Source organism: Faecalimicrobium sp. JNUCC 81 (assembly GCF_053667625.1).
Map to the genome: position 1 here is coordinate 2590982 of NZ_CM132203.1, position 16020 is coordinate 2607001.

Here is a 16020-nt window from a genome sequence, read left to right on the forward strand (position 1 = left end):
AACTATAATATAAAAGCTTTACAGTTTGTTATCCTATACCACTCACAATTTTGGCATATATCATCAAAGATTTCTTCTGTAATATTATTATATACTATTTTCTCTAAATCTTTATAGTTATATATACCTTCTTTTATATTAAAATATTCACTTACTTTTAAATCAAGAGCATTTATCTTATCCTGACTAGAGCATGAATTATCGTCTATATTATTTGGGCATTTATTACATATACTATCTATATTAAATGCTATTTCTACTTTGTTATCTTCATTTATATCTGTAGTTTTACAAAAATCATTATAAGCATTTATACTTTTAATAACACGTTTCATATTATCATTGAATTCTTCACTATACCCTTTTCCTTGATATGCTCTCATACATAAAATATGATGTGGTCTTATTTTTAACATGATTTAGCCTCTATTCTAACTCTCTTTGAAATAGTACTTCCAACTAAAGTTGCTAATCCTATTTTAATTAAATCTATAGGTATAAATGGTATTACACAGGCCATAAGGCCTTGAGTAAATGTCATTTTAGTTATAAATGTAAACATAATTGTTCCTATTAAATAATCTATACTTAATCCTATAACCATGCCTATTATTATACCTATTGTATTTTTAAATTTTGATGAAAAATATCCTATTACTAATGCCATTATAGGAAACCCTAGTATAAATCCTCCCGTTGGACCAACTACTATATTAATTCCTCCTGACATTTGAGCAAATACCGGCATTCCTATAATTCCTATTAGTATATATATTAATTGCGAAATAAATCCATTTTTAGCACCTAATATCAAACCTGATAATGCTACAGCAAATATTTGCATTGTTAGTGGTACGGTTGTAAAAGGTATTGGTATAGATATTTGAGATAATATAGACGTTACACCTGCAAATAATCCACACATTATAATTTCCCTAGTGCTTAATTTCATAACTTCCTCCTTTATTTAACTTTATATTTTAGTTAACTCATTTTTTTATTTAGGTTTACATTTTAATTATATTATATTTTTTCATTTTGTCAATTCTGCTTATTAAAAAGTTTTAATAAATAGTTAAATATAAAAAGTTTTATATTACATTTTTTGGACACACTATTATAATAGTAAACTTTATTAAGGATTAAGGAGGCAAAGAATTGGATATAGCAATAAGCCTTATTGGAGGTCTCGGACTTTTCCTATTTGGAATGAATTTAATGGGAGAAGGTCTTCAAAAATCTGCTGGAAACAAATTAAAAAGAATAATAGAACTTTTAACAAGCAATGTTTTAATGGGTGTTTTAGTCGGTACCGTAGTTACAGGTATAATACAAAGTTCTAGTGCAACAACTGTTATGGTTGTTGGTTTTGTAAATGCTGGGATCATGAGTCTCTCTCAAGCAATCGGTGTTATAATGGGAGCAAATATAGGTACTACCATAACTGCTCAGATTGTGTCCTTTAAATTAGAAGGACTTGCACCAGTTGCTCTTGGAATTGGTATTATTTTATATATGTTTCCTGGTAAAAAAAGATTTAAAAATATTGGAGAAATACTTATAGGTTTTGGTATTTTATTTACTGGTATGGAGTTTATGAAAGATGCAGTTAAGCCTTTAGCTGATCTTCCACAATTTAGAGATGCACTACTATACTTTGGTCATCATCCTATATTAGGTATATTAGCAGGTTTCTTAATAACTGGTATAGTCCAAAGTTCTAGTGCTTCTATGGGTATGCTTATAGCATTAGCTTCTGAAGGGTTATTGCCTCTATCATCTGCTTTACCTATACTTTATGGCGATAATATAGGTACTTGTGTTACTTCTTTGCTTTCTAGTATCGGTGCAAGCATTAATGCTAGAAGAGCAGCTATAATGCATTTAAGCTTTAACGTCATAGGTACTATAATATTTGTTCTTATTTTGAATAAACCAATTGTCGCAATAGTAAGTTCAATAAATCCAACTGACTCTGCTAGACAAATAGCAAATGCGCATACTCTATTTAATATTATAAACGTTATAATATTATTGCCATTCTCTAAGTACATAGTAAAATTAGCTATGAAGTTAGTTCCTCAAAGAGACGATGAAGAATCTACTCATACTACTAAGTATTTAGATGAAAGAATTCTTGAAACTCCTTCTATCGCACTTGGTAATACAGTATCTGAAACTTTAAGAATGGGAAAAAAAGCTACTATTACTTTAGAATCTTCTTTTAAAGGCTTTTTAAATAAGGATTCTAATGAAGTAAAAAAAGCATTTGAGTATGAAGAAACTGTCAATAGATTACAAAAAGATTTACTAAATTATTTATTAAAATTATCTAAGGTTCCTTTAAATGAGGATGAGAGATTTAAGACAGATTTGCTTTTTAATACTATAAATGATATAGAAAGAGTTTCTGATCATGCTGATAATATAGCAGAACTTGCTAATGATGTAATTGAATTAGATATTGATTTTTCAGATACTGCTGTAAGTGAAATAAAAAATATCTATAGCAAAGCTTTATCTAATTTTAAAGATTCATTACTTGCACTAAAAGATGGAGATACAAGTTTAGCGAATAAAGTGTTAGAAGTAGAAAAAGAAGTAAATTATCTTGAAAAATCCTTTAGAAAATATCATATAAATAGATTAAATGAAGGTAACTGTACTATAGATGCCGGTGTTTTATATCTAGATTTAGTTTCTAATTTAGAAAGAATATCTGATCATTCTGTAAATATCGCACAACAGGTTTTAAAACTTCAGTAAAATTTATTTTATAATTTATATATAATTATATTAATAAAAGCTAACTGTAAAGTATTTACTTTATTTACAGTTAGCTTTTATATTTTTCTTATTTTAATCTATTATTAATCTATTATTAATCTAATTATATCTCCATTGTTTCTTTCTAAATATGCTATTTCGCCTGTAAGATTATAATCAAATGCATTAATTAATAGATCTAATAGTTTTTGGCTATCTATAATATCATCCTTGCCACTAAAAAAATCTAGTGCATTATTTTTTACCATTCTTTTTACAAAATCTAATGGTAGTTTTATATGTATTTTATCTCCAGTATGAGACATAACCCTTATTCTTAAGAGTCTCTCTTCATAGGCTCTTGTAATTTGTTTTGGCATAGTTCCTCCTAAAATTTAATATTATATAGTGTTTTAATATACTCATACTGTAATTTATATTCTTTATATAATATGCTTTATTCCTTATATTACTATTTAATTATCTGTTAATTTTATATAATAAGTATTTTATGATAAAATACTTATTATATAAAATTATTATTAGGAGATGAATGTATTGTTTAATTATATAAAATTTGCTCTATATCAAATAATAGGTCTTTCTTGTTATCTTCCTACACTTATTAAAATGAAAAAAAATCCTTCTAGAGATGATAATTATAAAAATATTTTTAATTTTTTGCATAATCATACTAGAAAATCTCTTGATTTAGTAAATATTGATGTAAGTGTAGTTGGCAAAGAAAAAATACCTAAAATACCGGTATTATTCGTTGTAAATCATTCTAGTATGTTAGATAGCTTTATATTAATGTCTAGTGCGGGGAGACCCATTGGATGTGTAATTGCTGATGAACCAATATGGAAAAGTATGCCTATTATTAGTGATATTTTAAAGGCTATTAGATGTGTTTATATTAATCGGGAAAATAATAGAGAAGGTATAAAAAGTATTAATCAAGCTTCAAAAAATATATTATCTGGACTTAGTATGGCAGTTTTTCCTGAAGGTGATTTAACTTGGGTTAAAGATCCAAATGCTTTAATATCAAATTTTAGAAGTGGCGCTCTAAAAATTGCATATAAATCAAAATGTCCAATAGTTCCTATGGTTATAAAAAATTCAAAAAACACGTATGAAGGCTATCATCCTATTGGAAAAATTCACTCAGCAAAGGTTGAAGTTGAATTTTTAGACCCTGTTTATGATCATATTGAGAATCCTAAAATAAAATCCACTATACTAGCTGAGAATATTAAAAATAATATGATTAAAAAGATGAAATCTTTTAAATAAAAAAAGTATGGAATCATCCATACTTTTTTATTTAATATTACCTTAAAATTTAAAGTCCCCTGACTTTCCGCCTGTTTTTTCAAGGACATGTATATTACTTATAATCATTTTCTTATCTATAGCTTTACACATATCATATATTGTAAGGGCTGCAATTGTAGCTGAATTTAATGCCTCCATCTCAACACCTGTTTTTCCAAGGGATTTACAAGTTGCATATATATTTATACTTGAAGTTTCCTCATTTATTTCAAAATCTAGGTCGCATCCAACTAAATTTATTTGATGGCACATAGGTATATTATTAGAAGTATTTTTTGCACCCATTATTCCTGCAACTTGAGCTACTGAAAGCACCTCTCCCTTTTTAACTTGACCATTCTTTACTTTATATAAAGCTTCTTTACTCATTGTAATTGTTGCCACTGCTGTTGCAGCCCTTTTAGTATCATCTTTTTCACTGATATCTACCATTTTTGCATAACCTTTTTCATTTATATGAGTTAACATTTTATCCTCCAATTTCATACATGCTTCTATCTGTATCACTACATTGATTTTCTATTAAATAATGTTTTTCCGGTTTACCCAATATTATTTCCCTCATAATTTCTTTAAAAATCATAGGCTTGTGAAGATAATATTTTATGTCTATCTCTTCTTTAGAATGAAGACAAGGTTTTATAGTTCCATTTGATGTTATCCTTATACGATTGCAATCACTACAGAATGAACATCTCATAGGAGTTATCACTCCTATTCTCCCCTTTGCTCCATCAAACTTATAATACTGTGCAGTACTATTTTCATTATCAGTAATTTTATATAATTCCTTTATTCTATCTATTTCAGCCCCTATATTAAAGTATCCACTATTATAAACTTTTTTAGCTTCTCCTAATGGCATTAACTCTATAAACCTAACATCTATAGGATAATACTTTGCCATCATTATAAAATCATATATTTCATCATCGTTAAAACCATTTATAGCTATACAGTTTACTTTTACTTTAATTCCTAATTTTAAACATGTATTTATAGATTTTAAAACTTCTTTTAATTGGCCATTTCTCGTTATACTTTTATACTTATATTCTTTTAAAGAATCTAAACTAATATTTACACTTTTTAGTCCACTTTCTTTTAATTCATATGCCATATCAGCAAGTCCGATTCCATTAGTAGTTATTGCAATATCTTCTATTTCACAATCTTCATGTGTAAACTTTATAAGTTCAATTAAATTAGGGTATAAAAGTGGTTCCCCTCCAGTAAATCTAACCTTAGTTATTCCTAAGTCCGACATGGATTTCACTATAAACTTATAATCATTAAAACTTAAATCATTATTTATATAATTCCTTTCAAATTTAACATCAGATGGCATACAATAAACACACCTTAAGTTACATTTATCAGTAAGTGAAATCCTAACATAATTTATTTTTCTTCCAAATTTATCTATCATAGCTAGTTCTACCCTCTTCGTCTATTATCTATATATTAATTATATACTATTTTTCGACTTTAGTGGCACATTCTGTAGCCTCTCCCTTTAAAATTTCTATTCCATGGCCCAATACATCTATTACAAAGCTTAAATTTTCAACTGCACCTTTAGGACTTCCTGGTAAATTTATTATTATTGAATTTTTCCTTATTCCACTTAATCCTCTACTTAAAATAGCCTTTTTAGTTATGTCACTAGATTTCATTCTCATATATTCACTAATTCCTGGTATTTCCTTTTCTAATACCTCTTTAGTAGCTTCTGGAGTTATATCACGCTTAGAAAATCCTGTTCCTCCATTAGTTAAAATTAAATCCGATTCTCCATTATCACAAATATTTATAAGCTCTTCTTTTAACATTTCTTTATCATCTTTTATTAATTTATAACTTACAACTTTATACATCCCATTTTTTTCAACAAATTCAGTTAATTTTTTCCCTGTTATATCTTCTCTTAATCCTTCATATCCCTTATCACTAAGCGTTATTATTGATACCTTAAACATACTTTACCTCCATATTTTATTTATCTATTCTAAGATTTTTATTTTTTCTATGAGATAAGTCTCCCTTATTTTTTACTAATAGCAATTCTGCTATTATTCCAAAAGCTATTTCATCAACTTCATTTGATGAAATATTAAGCCCTACTGGTGCATAAACTTTCTCTAATAGTTCTTCACTAACCCCTTCTTCTACTAACTCAGATTTTAAAGTTATCCATTTTTTACGGCTACCAATCATTCCTATATAAGATGCACTTTTATTTATTATAGCTCTTAAAGCTTCTAAGTCTTTTTCATATCCACGAGTCGCTATTACTACATAAGTATTATCATCTATTCTCATATCACTTAATATATTAGCTATTTCCCCTGAATAAACTTCTTCTGCATTTTTAAATCTTTCTTTATTAGCAAAAGCTTCTCTATCATCAACTATTATAGTATAAAAATCTAAAGACTGTGATACATTATATAAACTATGTCCAACATGTCCTCCTCCAACTATCAAAAACCTTGGTCTTGGTTTAAATATTTTTATATATCCTTTTACACTTCCACCACACTGCATTGGCGTATCTTGTGAATTTCCACCAAGTATGTGTTCAAATAAACTATCTTCTTTAGTTTCTAGACATTCCTTGCATTTATTTATAATTTCGTGTTCTAATATTCCACCACCAACAGTTCCCATTGTACTTTTGTCCTTAAAATAACATAATGTTGCTCCTTGTTTACCAGGGCTTGACCCTTTAACCTCCATCAAAGTGGCAAATGCTACCTCATTTCCTAGTTTTAACTCATTATTTATTCTTTCTAACATTTTTTCGTACATGTAAATACCTCTCTATTTGACAATATAGCTTCTAATACACTTCCAGATATACATCTTCCTTTATCAGATATTGTATAAGAATTTTTCAGCTCTTCTATTCTCGGATCTATATCTAATATCTTCAAGTTACTAGTTACTATAGCTCCATCCCTTATGATACCTCTTAATAATCCATCTATAGTCGCTTTTACTTCATGTTTGTTATTATTTTCATCAATTATATAAGCTAATAATTGATTCTTTTTTACTATGTCCCCTATATTTGCTAAAGTTTTAATTTTTCCACTATTATTTGAATATACTACTCTTTCTTTACTTACCCCATTTATACTTCCAGGTATCCCTGTATTTTTCATAGCAATCCCTTTTGTAATTATTTTTCCTAAATTATGACCTCTCATAGTTTCAATAACAATATCTACATCTTCTCCTGCACAAAATCCAGGACCTAGACCTATTGTTAAATCTGCCATATCCTTAGTTGTTCCAAGATTTTTTTTAGCAAGTATTGCATCTATTACTACACTTGGTTTTAATTTTTTTATATACTCTCCTCTAGCATCTACTACTAAAGCAACTTTTCCTTTATTTATTGTGTTTTCTATTTCATCAATAGTCTTACAAAGATTGCAAACTACGCCTTCTACAGTAATCTCACCATTATAAACTGCTTCGCTAAAGGCTACTTTTCTTCTTATAGCTAACGGGTTATCTATTTCTAATGCAACCACTTTAAATCCACATCTATTAAGTCTATGTATAATAGCTGTAGATAAATCTCCTGCCCCTCTTACTACTATAATATTTTCCATAGAATTTTCCTCAAACTTTTATTTTATTTTTTATTTGTATATTAGTATTATACAATACATACTTGTCATTTTATAGATTAATAATTCGTATTTTAAGTTATTTTTAAATTTAATTATATATAAAAATAGTATAAGGAGTCTATTTTATAGACTCCTTATACTATTTTTATATCAATATTTATCATATTTTTCTAAATGTTCATTTTTCTTTTCTTTTTTTCTTTCAATTATCTTTACTATTAATAATGCTATGCTCCCAATAACTATCATAAATGGAACTAACAAACCTAATATAAGTAATATTACTCCCATTACTCCCATAAAGCTACCCATTAATATCGTCTTCTATTACAACAGCTGTTCCATATGCTAGCATTTCTGCAGCTCCTTGCATAACTGCTGCAGAAGTTAACCTAAATCCTATTATAGCGTTTGCTCCTTGAGATTTTGCATCCTCTACCATTCTTCCTATAGCTATTTTTCTTGCTTCTACAAGCATTTCATCATACCCAGTAAGTTCTCCTCCTACAAGTTGTTTAAAACTAGCTCCTATATCTTTGCCTATATGTTTTGATCTTATTGTGCTCCCCTTTACTAATCCGACTACCTCAGTAATTTTTTTTCCTGGTACATCATTAATCGTTAATATTAACAAATTTATCACTCCCTTCCTATTTCTTATTTTAATTGTATCATAAATTCAATTAACTATTTATAATCTACCTTAATAAATAAACTAATTTTTAAATATATATTCATATTATGTAAATTTAGTAACTTTTTATATCTTTTTAAATATACTGTAGTTATGAATACTAAAAACTAAAATAAGCACAAATAAAAAAGAAACCTTAAAGATTTCTTTTTTTAATCCCTTGCAATTTCTTTAAATAAACTTAAACCACATGAAATATTTAGTTTAAGATCTTTTGCTTTTTTTAGCATTGATTCATTATAACTTCCATTTTCAAACCAAATATTTTTTATATCTAATAACTCTATCTCATCTAGAATTTCATAGGTTTGTAAAGATAAATTTGTAATAATTACAACATCTATATTATGTGGAACATCTTTTAGGCTTTCATATGTTTGTGCATTTACTATATTGTAGTTATTTTTATTAATACATACTACTTCATACCCCTTACTTTTAAGCATGTCTATTATCTGATCTACTTTATATATTTCTTTTTCATCATCTATAATAATTGCCAAGGAATGATATTTAAGTAAATTCATAAACTTACCCCCAAATAAATACTTCACTAATATAATATGCTTTATATGTCAGAATTTTGCATGATTTATTATTTATTTGCTATATTTATATTCTTTTAAATAGTTATTAATAGTTTTAAATATGTCTTTAGATTTCATAATAGTGGACATCACTGCAAAATCATCACAATATTTTTTAATTTCATGAATATTCTCTGGAAGTATTCCTCCTAATGCAACTATATTTAAATCAGTAATCATTTTAGCCTCTTTTAATAACTCCACTCCTTTAGGCTTTAATTTTTCTTTACATTTTGTTTCATAGATATGGGATAATATTATATAATCTATTTTTATATCTTCTTTTTTTATTATTTTTTCTACATAAATAATATCTTCAATACTATGTAATGATAATCCTAGAATTTTTTTTTATTAAATTTATATTTATTATTTACAAGATTTTCAAATAAATTTAATGTAAGGTGTATCCCATCAGCATTAGTTTTTTCAAATACATCTAAATTACTATTTATTATTAAATTTACATTATATTTTTTACTTTTATGTTTAATATTTATATATTCTAAAGTTTCTTTTATTTTTATATATATTTTTTCTAAACTGTTATTATCTAAATCTTTTTCTCTTATTATTATATTTTCTATTCCACTTAAAATACTTTCCTCTATAACATTTATGTATCTATTTTCTTTACAAAGATTTCTATTTGTAATAAGATACATTAAAATCTCTCCCAATCTTTAAATATGTGTTGATATCCAATACTTTTTAGCATATCTTTAATTTCATCTACACTGCTTTCATCACTTATTTTAAATTGTGATGTATCATCATCCTTTTGAGTTCGTCCTCCTACATCTGTAGAAACTCCTGCACTTAATTTTGTTATACCTAGTGGTATTAAATTTTTTCTTAGTGATAATCTTTCTCTTGTTGATAGGTTTATTCCACCATTGTTATCAAATAATCTAATACATAATATAGATTGAACTAAATCTTTATCATTTACTTCTTTTATTCCTTCATAACATCCTTTAAAAGGTCTTATTCTTGGTACCGAGTAAGATAATTCAACTTGAGGATAATTTTTTTTTAAGTATTTCCCATGCAATAATGTATAAAAAACTTCCTTTCTAAAGTCATTAAGCCCTAAAAGTGCTCCTATTGACAAACTTCTTATACCTGCTTTTGCTCCTCTTTCTGGAGCATCTAGTCTAAATTTGTAATTAGATTTTGGGCCTTTAATATGAACCTCTTTGTAAATCTCTTCATCATAGACCTCTTGATATATAGTAAGTGAATCTACTCCTTTTTTGACCATATATTCATAGTCATCAGTTTCCATTGGATAAACCTCAATACCTATTGAAGAAAATTTTTCTTTTAAACTATCTACGGCTTGAGAAATATACTCAGTATTTGAATGAATATTACTTTCTCCTGTTAAAATTAATAAATGTTTAAATCCTTCTTTAGATATAGCTTCTCCTTCAAGTTTTATTTCTTCTAAATTAAGCTTTTTTCTTTTTATCTTACTTTCTAAATTATAGCCACAATATACACACTTATTTACACAATAGTTGGCTATATACATAGGAGTATATAAACATATAGTTTTTCCAAAGTATTGATTAGTTATTTTATTTGCTTTTTGTGCCATTTCTTCTAAATAATTAGACGCTTTTTTTGAAAGTAAATTTAATAAATCATATTCATCAAGATTTTTTTTGTTTAAACTTTTAATAATATCTTTATCTTTAACATTATTCATATATTCATCTATATCTATATTTTTATAACTTTCTATAACATTATAAAAACTCATTTTAACACCCCCTTTATAAATAAACTAATTTTACTAACTATTTGCACTACTTAAAAAACCAGTTAATGGTGATGATGCATTAGCATAATCTGATACAGAACCAGTTTTTGCAAGATAGGCTTCTCTACCACCTTCTACCGCTAACTTAAAAGCTCTTCCCATTTTTATAGGGTCTCCCGCTGATGCTATTGCTGTATTAACTAAAACCGCTGCTGCGCCCATTTCCATAGCTTCCATTGCTTGAGATGGTTTTCCAATCCCTGCATCTACTATTATCGGTATATCTAATTCTTCTATCATTATTCTTATCATTTCTTTCATCTTAATTCCTCGATTTGACCCAATAGGTGATCCTAGAGGCATAACTGCTGATGCACCTGCTTCTATTAACTTTCTTCCTGCATATAAATCGGGACTCATATAAGGAAGAACTATAAATCCTTCATCTGATAATATTTTTGTAGCTCTTATTGTTTCTTCGTTATCAGGAAGCAAATATTTATTATCATTTATCACTTCTATTTTTATAAAATTTCCACACCCCATTTTACGAGCTATTCTTGCTATTCTTACTGCTTCTTTGGCATTTGTAGCCCCAGATGTATTTGGAAGTATAGTCATAGATTTTGGAATGTGAGTTAGTATATTTTCTTCTTTATTATCCAAGTCAACTCTTCTTAGAGCCATCGTTATTATTTCACTTTCACTTTCTTCTATAACTTTTGGTAAAATATCATTGGAACCATACTTCCCTGTTCCTATTAAAAGTCTACTGTTAAATTCATAATTTCCTAAAATTAATTTATCCATTATAAAATTCCCCTTTTAGTTATTCTTCTATCAATATTTTTGTAGCTATATTAGCCATATGATTTGCACAAATAGCTACTCTTGGCGCCATTAAACCTTCTCCTATTTTTGCTGCATTTATAAAATCTCCACAAATATAAAACTTATCTCTTATCTTTTTTGTAGTTATAATATTTGAATCATAATATCCTGCCATCCCTGAAGATGCTATTAAATACTTGTCCTTCATATTTAGTAAAACATAGTTACATATTTGAGCCTTATATTTCGGATTATCAAAAGCTTCTATTATTATATCTACATCATTAAAATATTCCATATTATCCTTAGTTATAAATATATTATGTGTTTTTATATTTATAAAAGGATTTATTCTTTTTATATTTTCCTTTAAAGCATCTGCCTTATTTTTTCCTATATCATCGATAAAATATTGTTGCCTATTAAGGTTTGATGGTTCTACAACATCAAAGTCAGCAAGTACTAATTTACCCACTCCTATTCTTGCTAAGGATATAGCTATATTAGACCCTAGTCCTCCAAGACCTAATATAGCCACTTTTCCTTGTTCTAATTTACTATGTATATTTGGTGTATGCCTTGCTATTAATAAATTTTTTAGATCTTCTTTAGATGGCTTTTCTCCCTTTTTTATTAGAGTTATCTTATCATTATCTTTAAGTAAAATATCTTCATTTATTTGATATCCATTTAATATTAATACATCACTATCTTCTTTATATTTTTTCTTAACTTGGTAGGCAGTCATATTTTTATTGATTTCTTGCAAAATTTCATTTATAAAAATTTTCATTTAACCACCTCCAACAAAGTTTATAATCTCTATGACATCTTCTTTATTTATTATGTAGTTTTCATATTCATTTTCATCTATTATATTAAAATTTATTTCAACAACAACTCTATCTTTATTTAGATTATAGTTATTTAATAAATCTATTATATTTGTATTATTTTTAAATTCTACATCTTTACCATTAACCTTCATTTATTCACCTCCTAATTTCAATGAGTATGAGTGAAACGAATTTTAGGCAACGGATATATCTGACGCTATAGCAAAGATATCTCGTTGGCGATATGAGTGAAACAAATTTTATACTAAACTAACCTCTTCATTATTTAGTACTTTTTTTACTGTTCTCATAGAGCACATTTTTCCACACATTGTGCAGCTATCTTCATGAGTCGGTCTTGATTCTTCTCTAAATTTTCTAGCCTTTACTGGGTCTATACAAAGCTTAAACATTTTTTCCCAATCTAGTTCTACCCTTGCCTTACTCATTTTATTGTCCCATTCTCTAGCGCCTTTTACATTTTTAGCTATATCTCCTGCATGTGCAGCTATTTTTGTAGCTATTATTCCTTCTTTCATATCTTCTAAATTTGGTAGTCTTAAATGCTCTGCTGGTGTTACATAGCATAAAAAGTCTACTCCTTTAGAACTAGCCAATGCCCCACCTATAGCACTTGTTATATGGTCATATCCTGGTGCTATATCTGTTACTAATGGTCCTAATACATAAAACGGAGCTTCATGACATAGTCTCTTTTGTAAAATAACATTTGCTTCTATCTCATCAATTGCCATATGTCCTGGACCTTCTATCATAACTTGTACATTTCTTTTCCAAGCTTTTTTAGTAAGTTCTCCAAGAACAATAAGTTCATCTATTTGAACTCCATCTGTAGAATCATTTATAGATCCTGGTCTACATGCATCTCCAAGACTTAAAGTAACATCATACTCTTCACAAATATCTAATATTTTATCAAAGTTAGTATATAAAGGATTCTCTTTATCATTTAGCTCCATCCATGCAAATAATAATGAACCTCCACGAGATACTATATGAGTTAGTCTGTTATTATTTTTTATTTTTTTACAAACATTTCTAGTAAGTCCTGCATGTATAGTTATAAAGTCTACGCCATCTATTGCATGTTGCTTTATTACATTTAAAAATTCCTCTTCTTTAATATCTTTTAAGTCTTTATCTAAAAATCCTACTGCATCATACATAGGAACTGAACCTATCATAGCATGAGATATATCTATTAATTTTTCTCTAAACTCTCTTGTTTTTCCGTAACTACTTAAATCCATTATTGCTTCTATATTCATATCTAAGGCTGTTTTAACCTTTTCTAATTCTTTTTCTACATTATTACAATCTCTTGAAATACCTAGATTTACATTTACTTTAGTTCTTAAATTTTTTCCAATACCATGTGGACTAAGTGATTTGTGCTTTTTATTTGCTGGTATGACTATTTGACCTTTAGCTATTAAATCTCTTAGATTATTTACATCCATTGATTCCTTTTTAGCTACAATTTCCATTTCTTCAGTTATAATTCCTTTTCTTGCTGCATCCATTTGAGTTGAATATTTCATGTGCTACCCCCTAAAGTTTTTTTGTTAGGGAATGCTTTTAGAAAGCTTATTGTGCTTATGTAGATTATTTTTTGATTATTTTTTCCTTACATTAAAAAAAGTACTTTTCTTTAATATAAGGAAAGCACTTTAATAATTAGCATAAATCACTAATTTAATATATAAATTAGTTAACTTTATACATAAAGCTTCCCTTCGCAAGCATTACCTTGATCAGGTAGTTAGGGTTTGTAAGTTGAGGCTTTTATCTCAGCTAGCCAATTCTAGCTCCCCTAGCTCTAATATTTTTTATCATTTTTACAAGTTAAGTGTAACACAGTAAATTTATTCATTCAATCATTCATTTTATAAAAATATATATTTGATTTTTTTATTGACTTAATATATTCCATGTTATATAATAATAAAGATTTTGTATTAATCCATACAAAATTTTAACTACACTGGTTTGAATTATATATATATACTATACATCTTACTGTTTTCAGATGTATGAGTGTTGAACATCCACTTGAAAAAAACTCTAAGTGGGTGTTTTTTATTTTTATGGAAATTTTCTAAGGAGGACATTTATGATTAAAAATACAATAATCAAATATAAAAAAGACAAAGAATTTTATAAGCACTTATTCCTAATTACATTACCAATTGTACTTCAAAGTTTAATAACATCGTCACTTAATATGCTTGATACTATGATGATAGGTAAAGTTGGAGAAGTTGAACTTGCATCAGTTGGTATAGCTAATCAATATTACTTTTTATTCTCTCTACTTTCTAATGGAATAGCAATCGGATCCGGAGTTCTTATTGCCCAACTTTGGGGTAAAAAGGATAATAATAGTATAAAAAAAGTTTTAGCAAAATCGTTATTTTATGCTTTAGTCCTAACTATAGCTTTTATGGCTTTAGGACTTTTAATGCCTCAAAAAATCATGTCAATATTTACTAATGATTCAGATGTAGTTAAAATAGGAGTTCAATATTTACAAATAGTTATTATAAGTTATTTCTTTACTACTATAACATTTACATTCTCTAGTGGACTTAGAAGTATTGGAAATACTCGTCTACCAATGTGGGCTAGTTTCATAGGACTTGTAGTTAATGGTATTTTAAATACTATACTTATATTTGGACTTTTAGGCATGCCTGCACTCGGAATAAGAGGAGCTGCAATAGCTACTCTTATTGCTAGAATTACAGAATGCTTGATAATAGTTATATCAGTTTACAGGAATATAGATGTTTTAAAATTAAAATTTAGTTATGTATTCTCATTACCTAAATCAATATCATCTACTCTTGTTGCTATTACTATACCAATACTTGCTAATGAAGCTTGTTGGGCATTTGGAAATATTACTTATAATGCAATTTACGCTAGAATTGGAACAGGGGCTGCCGCTTCTATGCAAATATGCAGTACCGTTATGAATTTATTTATGATATTTACATTTGGACTTGCAAATGCCGCAGTTGTTATAATAGGAAATGAAATTGGTGCAAACAAAGAAGAATCTGCTATAGATGCATCTAAAAAAATTGCAAGTTTATCAATTAGAATTTCTATATTATTATCTGTATTAATGGCAATCACAGCTAATCCAATAGTATCATTCTTTAATGTATCACCTGAAGTTAAATTATCTTCAGAGTATATCTTATATATTTATGCAATTATAATGTTATTTAGAGTTTATAATGCGGTTATGATAGTTGGTATATTAAGAGGTGGAGGAGATGCTACTTATGGATCTGTATTACAAGGTTGCACTCTTTGGTTTGTAGGTATACCTTTAGCCTATGTTGCTGCATTTATACTACATTTACCGGTTCACTTAGTAGTTGCATTTACTGTATCTGAAGAGATACTTAAAGCAACCCTTATAGTTAAAAGATTTAAATCTTTTAAATGGCTTAGAAATATAGTTAATGATGATAAAGTAGAGATTAATACCGTTACTAATTAAAAATATAATTTTATTATG

At 27.4% G+C, this 16020-nt stretch carries 21 protein-coding genes and 1 riboswitch; of the genes, 3 read left to right on the top strand and 18 right to left on the bottom strand.

Annotation, left to right across the window (positions count from 1 at the left end):
- Positions 1 to 2: 2 nt before the first annotated feature.
- Both JNUCC81_RS12985 and JNUCC81_RS12990 read right to left on the bottom strand, forming a co-directional pair.
- Complete coding sequence (locus JNUCC81_RS12985; RefSeq protein ID WP_454093870.1) at positions 3 to 416, bottom strand: DUF1284 domain-containing protein; 414 nt, start codon at positions 414 to 416, stop codon at positions 3 to 5.
- Positions 410 to 952, bottom strand: a complete 543-nt coding sequence (locus tag JNUCC81_RS12990) for a biotin transporter BioY (protein WP_454093871.1) — start codon at positions 950 to 952, stop codon at positions 410 to 412. The genes JNUCC81_RS12985 and JNUCC81_RS12990 overlap by 7 nt, the downstream gene beginning before the upstream one ends.
- A 206-nt stretch (positions 953 to 1158) precedes the next feature.
- Between JNUCC81_RS12990 and JNUCC81_RS12995 the strand changes: the two genes are divergently transcribed.
- Positions 1159 to 2766, top strand: a complete 1608-nt coding sequence (locus JNUCC81_RS12995; protein ID WP_454093872.1) for a Na/Pi cotransporter family protein — start codon at positions 1159 to 1161, stop codon at positions 2764 to 2766.
- 104 nt (positions 2767 to 2870) lie between these two features.
- Here JNUCC81_RS12995 and JNUCC81_RS13000 read toward each other — a convergent pair whose 3' ends face one another.
- Positions 2871 to 3146 (bottom strand): hypothetical protein, encoded by a 276-nt coding sequence (locus JNUCC81_RS13000; RefSeq protein ID WP_208334632.1) that lies wholly within the window; start codon positions 3144 to 3146, stop codon positions 2871 to 2873.
- Between the two features lie 178 nt (positions 3147 to 3324).
- Between JNUCC81_RS13000 and JNUCC81_RS13005 the strand changes: the two genes are divergently transcribed.
- Positions 3325 to 4065, top strand: coding sequence for a lysophospholipid acyltransferase family protein (locus tag JNUCC81_RS13005; RefSeq protein WP_454093873.1), 741 nt, complete (start codon positions 3325 to 3327; stop codon positions 4063 to 4065).
- Between the two features lie 42 nt (positions 4066 to 4107).
- On the opposite strand, the gene moaC is transcribed toward JNUCC81_RS13005, so the two are convergent.
- The 15 genes from moaC to thiC form a co-directional block, all read right to left on the bottom strand.
- Positions 4108 to 4575, bottom strand: coding sequence for a cyclic pyranopterin monophosphate synthase MoaC (moaC, locus tag JNUCC81_RS13010; protein ID WP_454093874.1), 468 nt, complete (start codon positions 4573 to 4575; stop codon positions 4108 to 4110).
- 1 nt (position 4576) lies between these two features.
- Positions 4577 to 5536, bottom strand: a complete 960-nt coding sequence (moaA, locus tag JNUCC81_RS13015; RefSeq protein WP_454093875.1) for a GTP 3',8-cyclase MoaA — start codon at positions 5534 to 5536, stop codon at positions 4577 to 4579.
- 46 nt (positions 5537 to 5582) lie between these two features.
- Positions 5583 to 6086, bottom strand: coding sequence for a MogA/MoaB family molybdenum cofactor biosynthesis protein (locus JNUCC81_RS13020; RefSeq protein ID WP_454093876.1), 504 nt, complete (start codon positions 6084 to 6086; stop codon positions 5583 to 5585).
- A gap of 16 nt (positions 6087 to 6102) precedes the next feature.
- Positions 6103 to 6918 carry an XdhC family protein gene (locus tag JNUCC81_RS13025; protein WP_454093877.1) on the bottom strand — a complete coding sequence of 272 codons (816 nt, stop codon included), beginning with the start codon at positions 6916 to 6918 and terminating at the stop codon, positions 6103 to 6105.
- Positions 6900 to 7730 (bottom strand): selenium-dependent molybdenum cofactor biosynthesis protein YqeB, encoded by an 831-nt coding sequence (gene yqeB, locus JNUCC81_RS13030; RefSeq protein ID WP_454093878.1) that lies wholly within the window; start codon positions 7728 to 7730, stop codon positions 6900 to 6902. The genes JNUCC81_RS13025 and yqeB overlap by 19 nt, the downstream gene beginning before the upstream one ends.
- A 171-nt stretch (positions 7731 to 7901) precedes the next feature.
- Positions 7902 to 8063, bottom strand: coding sequence for a hypothetical protein (locus JNUCC81_RS13035; RefSeq protein WP_454093879.1), 162 nt, complete (start codon positions 8061 to 8063; stop codon positions 7902 to 7904).
- Positions 8056 to 8385, bottom strand: a complete 330-nt coding sequence (locus JNUCC81_RS13040; RefSeq protein ID WP_208335001.1) for a heavy metal-binding domain-containing protein — start codon at positions 8383 to 8385, stop codon at positions 8056 to 8058. Before JNUCC81_RS13040 ends, JNUCC81_RS13035 begins: the two co-directional genes overlap by 8 nt.
- Before the next feature lie 212 nt (positions 8386 to 8597).
- Positions 8598 to 8972 carry a CoA-binding protein gene (locus JNUCC81_RS13045; protein WP_454093880.1) on the bottom strand — a complete coding sequence of 125 codons (375 nt, stop codon included), beginning with the start codon at positions 8970 to 8972 and terminating at the stop codon, positions 8598 to 8600.
- 72 nt (positions 8973 to 9044) lie between these two features.
- Positions 9045 to 9377 carry a thiamine phosphate synthase gene (locus JNUCC81_RS13050; protein WP_454096400.1) on the bottom strand — a complete coding sequence of 111 codons (333 nt, stop codon included), beginning with the start codon at positions 9375 to 9377 and terminating at the stop codon, positions 9045 to 9047.
- Entirely contained in the window at positions 9371 to 9697 is a 327-nt protein-coding gene (locus JNUCC81_RS13055; RefSeq protein WP_454093881.1) for a thiamine phosphate synthase, read from the bottom strand. Before JNUCC81_RS13055 ends, JNUCC81_RS13050 begins: the two co-directional genes overlap by 7 nt.
- Positions 9697 to 10800 (bottom strand): 2-iminoacetate synthase ThiH, encoded by a 1104-nt coding sequence (gene thiH / locus JNUCC81_RS13060; protein WP_454093882.1) that lies wholly within the window; start codon positions 10798 to 10800, stop codon positions 9697 to 9699. The genes JNUCC81_RS13055 and thiH overlap by 1 nt, the downstream gene beginning before the upstream one ends.
- A gap of 33 nt (positions 10801 to 10833) precedes the next feature.
- Positions 10834 to 11610, bottom strand: coding sequence for a thiazole synthase (locus JNUCC81_RS13065; protein WP_208331913.1), 777 nt, complete (start codon positions 11608 to 11610; stop codon positions 10834 to 10836).
- Between the two features lie 19 nt (positions 11611 to 11629).
- Entirely contained in the window at positions 11630 to 12424 is a 795-nt protein-coding gene (gene thiF / locus JNUCC81_RS13070; protein WP_454093883.1) for a sulfur carrier protein ThiS adenylyltransferase ThiF, read from the bottom strand.
- Positions 12425 to 12619 (bottom strand): sulfur carrier protein ThiS, encoded by a 195-nt coding sequence (gene thiS / locus JNUCC81_RS13075; RefSeq protein WP_454093884.1) that lies wholly within the window; start codon positions 12617 to 12619, stop codon positions 12425 to 12427.
- Positions 12620 to 12727: 108 nt separating this feature from the next.
- A complete protein-coding gene (thiC, locus tag JNUCC81_RS13080) occupies positions 12728 to 14029 on the bottom strand; it encodes a phosphomethylpyrimidine synthase ThiC (RefSeq protein ID WP_454093885.1) in 1302 nt (433 codons plus the stop codon).
- A 173-nt stretch (positions 14030 to 14202) separates the two neighbouring features.
- A riboswitch (TPP riboswitch) is annotated at positions 14203 to 14313 on the bottom strand.
- 288 nt (positions 14314 to 14601) lie between these two features.
- Between thiC and JNUCC81_RS13085 the strand changes: the two genes are divergently transcribed.
- Complete coding sequence (locus JNUCC81_RS13085) at positions 14602 to 16002, top strand: MATE family efflux transporter (RefSeq protein WP_454093886.1); 1401 nt, start codon at positions 14602 to 14604, stop codon at positions 16000 to 16002.
- Positions 16003 to 16020 lie beyond the last annotated feature (18 nt).

Coding starts and splice junctions, on each gene's coding strand:
- JNUCC81_RS12985 (WP_454093870.1), bottom strand. CDS start 416: ATGTTAAAAATAAGACCACATCATATTTTATGTATGAGAGCATATCAA.
- JNUCC81_RS12990 (WP_454093871.1), bottom strand. CDS start 952: ATGAAATTAAGCACTAGGGAAATTATAATGTGTGGATTATTTGCAGGT.
- JNUCC81_RS13000 (WP_208334632.1), bottom strand. CDS start 3,146: ATGCCAAAACAAATTACAAGAGCCTATGAAGAGAGACTCTTAAGAATA.
- moaC (WP_454093874.1), bottom strand. CDS start 4,575: ATGTTAACTCATATAAATGAAAAAGGTTATGCAAAAATGGTAGATATC.
- moaA (WP_454093875.1), bottom strand. CDS start 5,536: ATGATAGATAAATTTGGAAGAAAAATAAATTATGTTAGGATTTCACTT.
- JNUCC81_RS13020 (WP_454093876.1), bottom strand. CDS start 6,086: ATGTTTAAGGTATCAATAATAACGCTTAGTGATAAGGGATATGAAGGA.
- JNUCC81_RS13025 (WP_454093877.1), bottom strand. CDS start 6,918: ATGTACGAAAAAATGTTAGAAAGAATAAATAATGAGTTAAAACTAGGA.
- yqeB (WP_454093878.1), bottom strand. CDS start 7,730: ATGGAAAATATTATAGTAGTAAGAGGGGCAGGAGATTTATCTACAGCT.
- JNUCC81_RS13035 (WP_454093879.1), bottom strand. CDS start 8,063: ATGGGTAGCTTTATGGGAGTAATGGGAGTAATATTACTTATATTAGGT.
- JNUCC81_RS13045 (WP_454093880.1), bottom strand. CDS start 8,972: ATGAATTTACTTAAATATCATTCCTTGGCAATTATTATAGATGATGAA.
- JNUCC81_RS13055 (WP_454093881.1), bottom strand. CDS start 9,697: ATGTATCTTATTACAAATAGAAATCTTTGTAAAGAAAATAGATACATA.
- thiH (WP_454093882.1), bottom strand. CDS start 10,800: ATGAGTTTTTATAATGTTATAGAAAGTTATAAAAATATAGATATAGAT.
- JNUCC81_RS13065 (WP_208331913.1), bottom strand. CDS start 11,610: ATGGATAAATTAATTTTAGGAAATTATGAATTTAACAGTAGACTTTTA.
- thiF (WP_454093883.1), bottom strand. CDS start 12,424: ATGAAAATTTTTATAAATGAAATTTTGCAAGAAATCAATAAAAATATG.
- thiS (WP_454093884.1), bottom strand. CDS start 12,619: ATGAAGGTTAATGGTAAAGATGTAGAATTTAAAAATAATACAAATATA.
- thiC (WP_454093885.1), bottom strand. CDS start 14,029: ATGAAATATTCAACTCAAATGGATGCAGCAAGAAAAGGAATTATAACT.
- JNUCC81_RS13085 (WP_454093886.1), top strand. CDS start 14,602: ATGATTAAAAATACAATAATCAAATATAAAAAAGACAAAGAATTTTAT.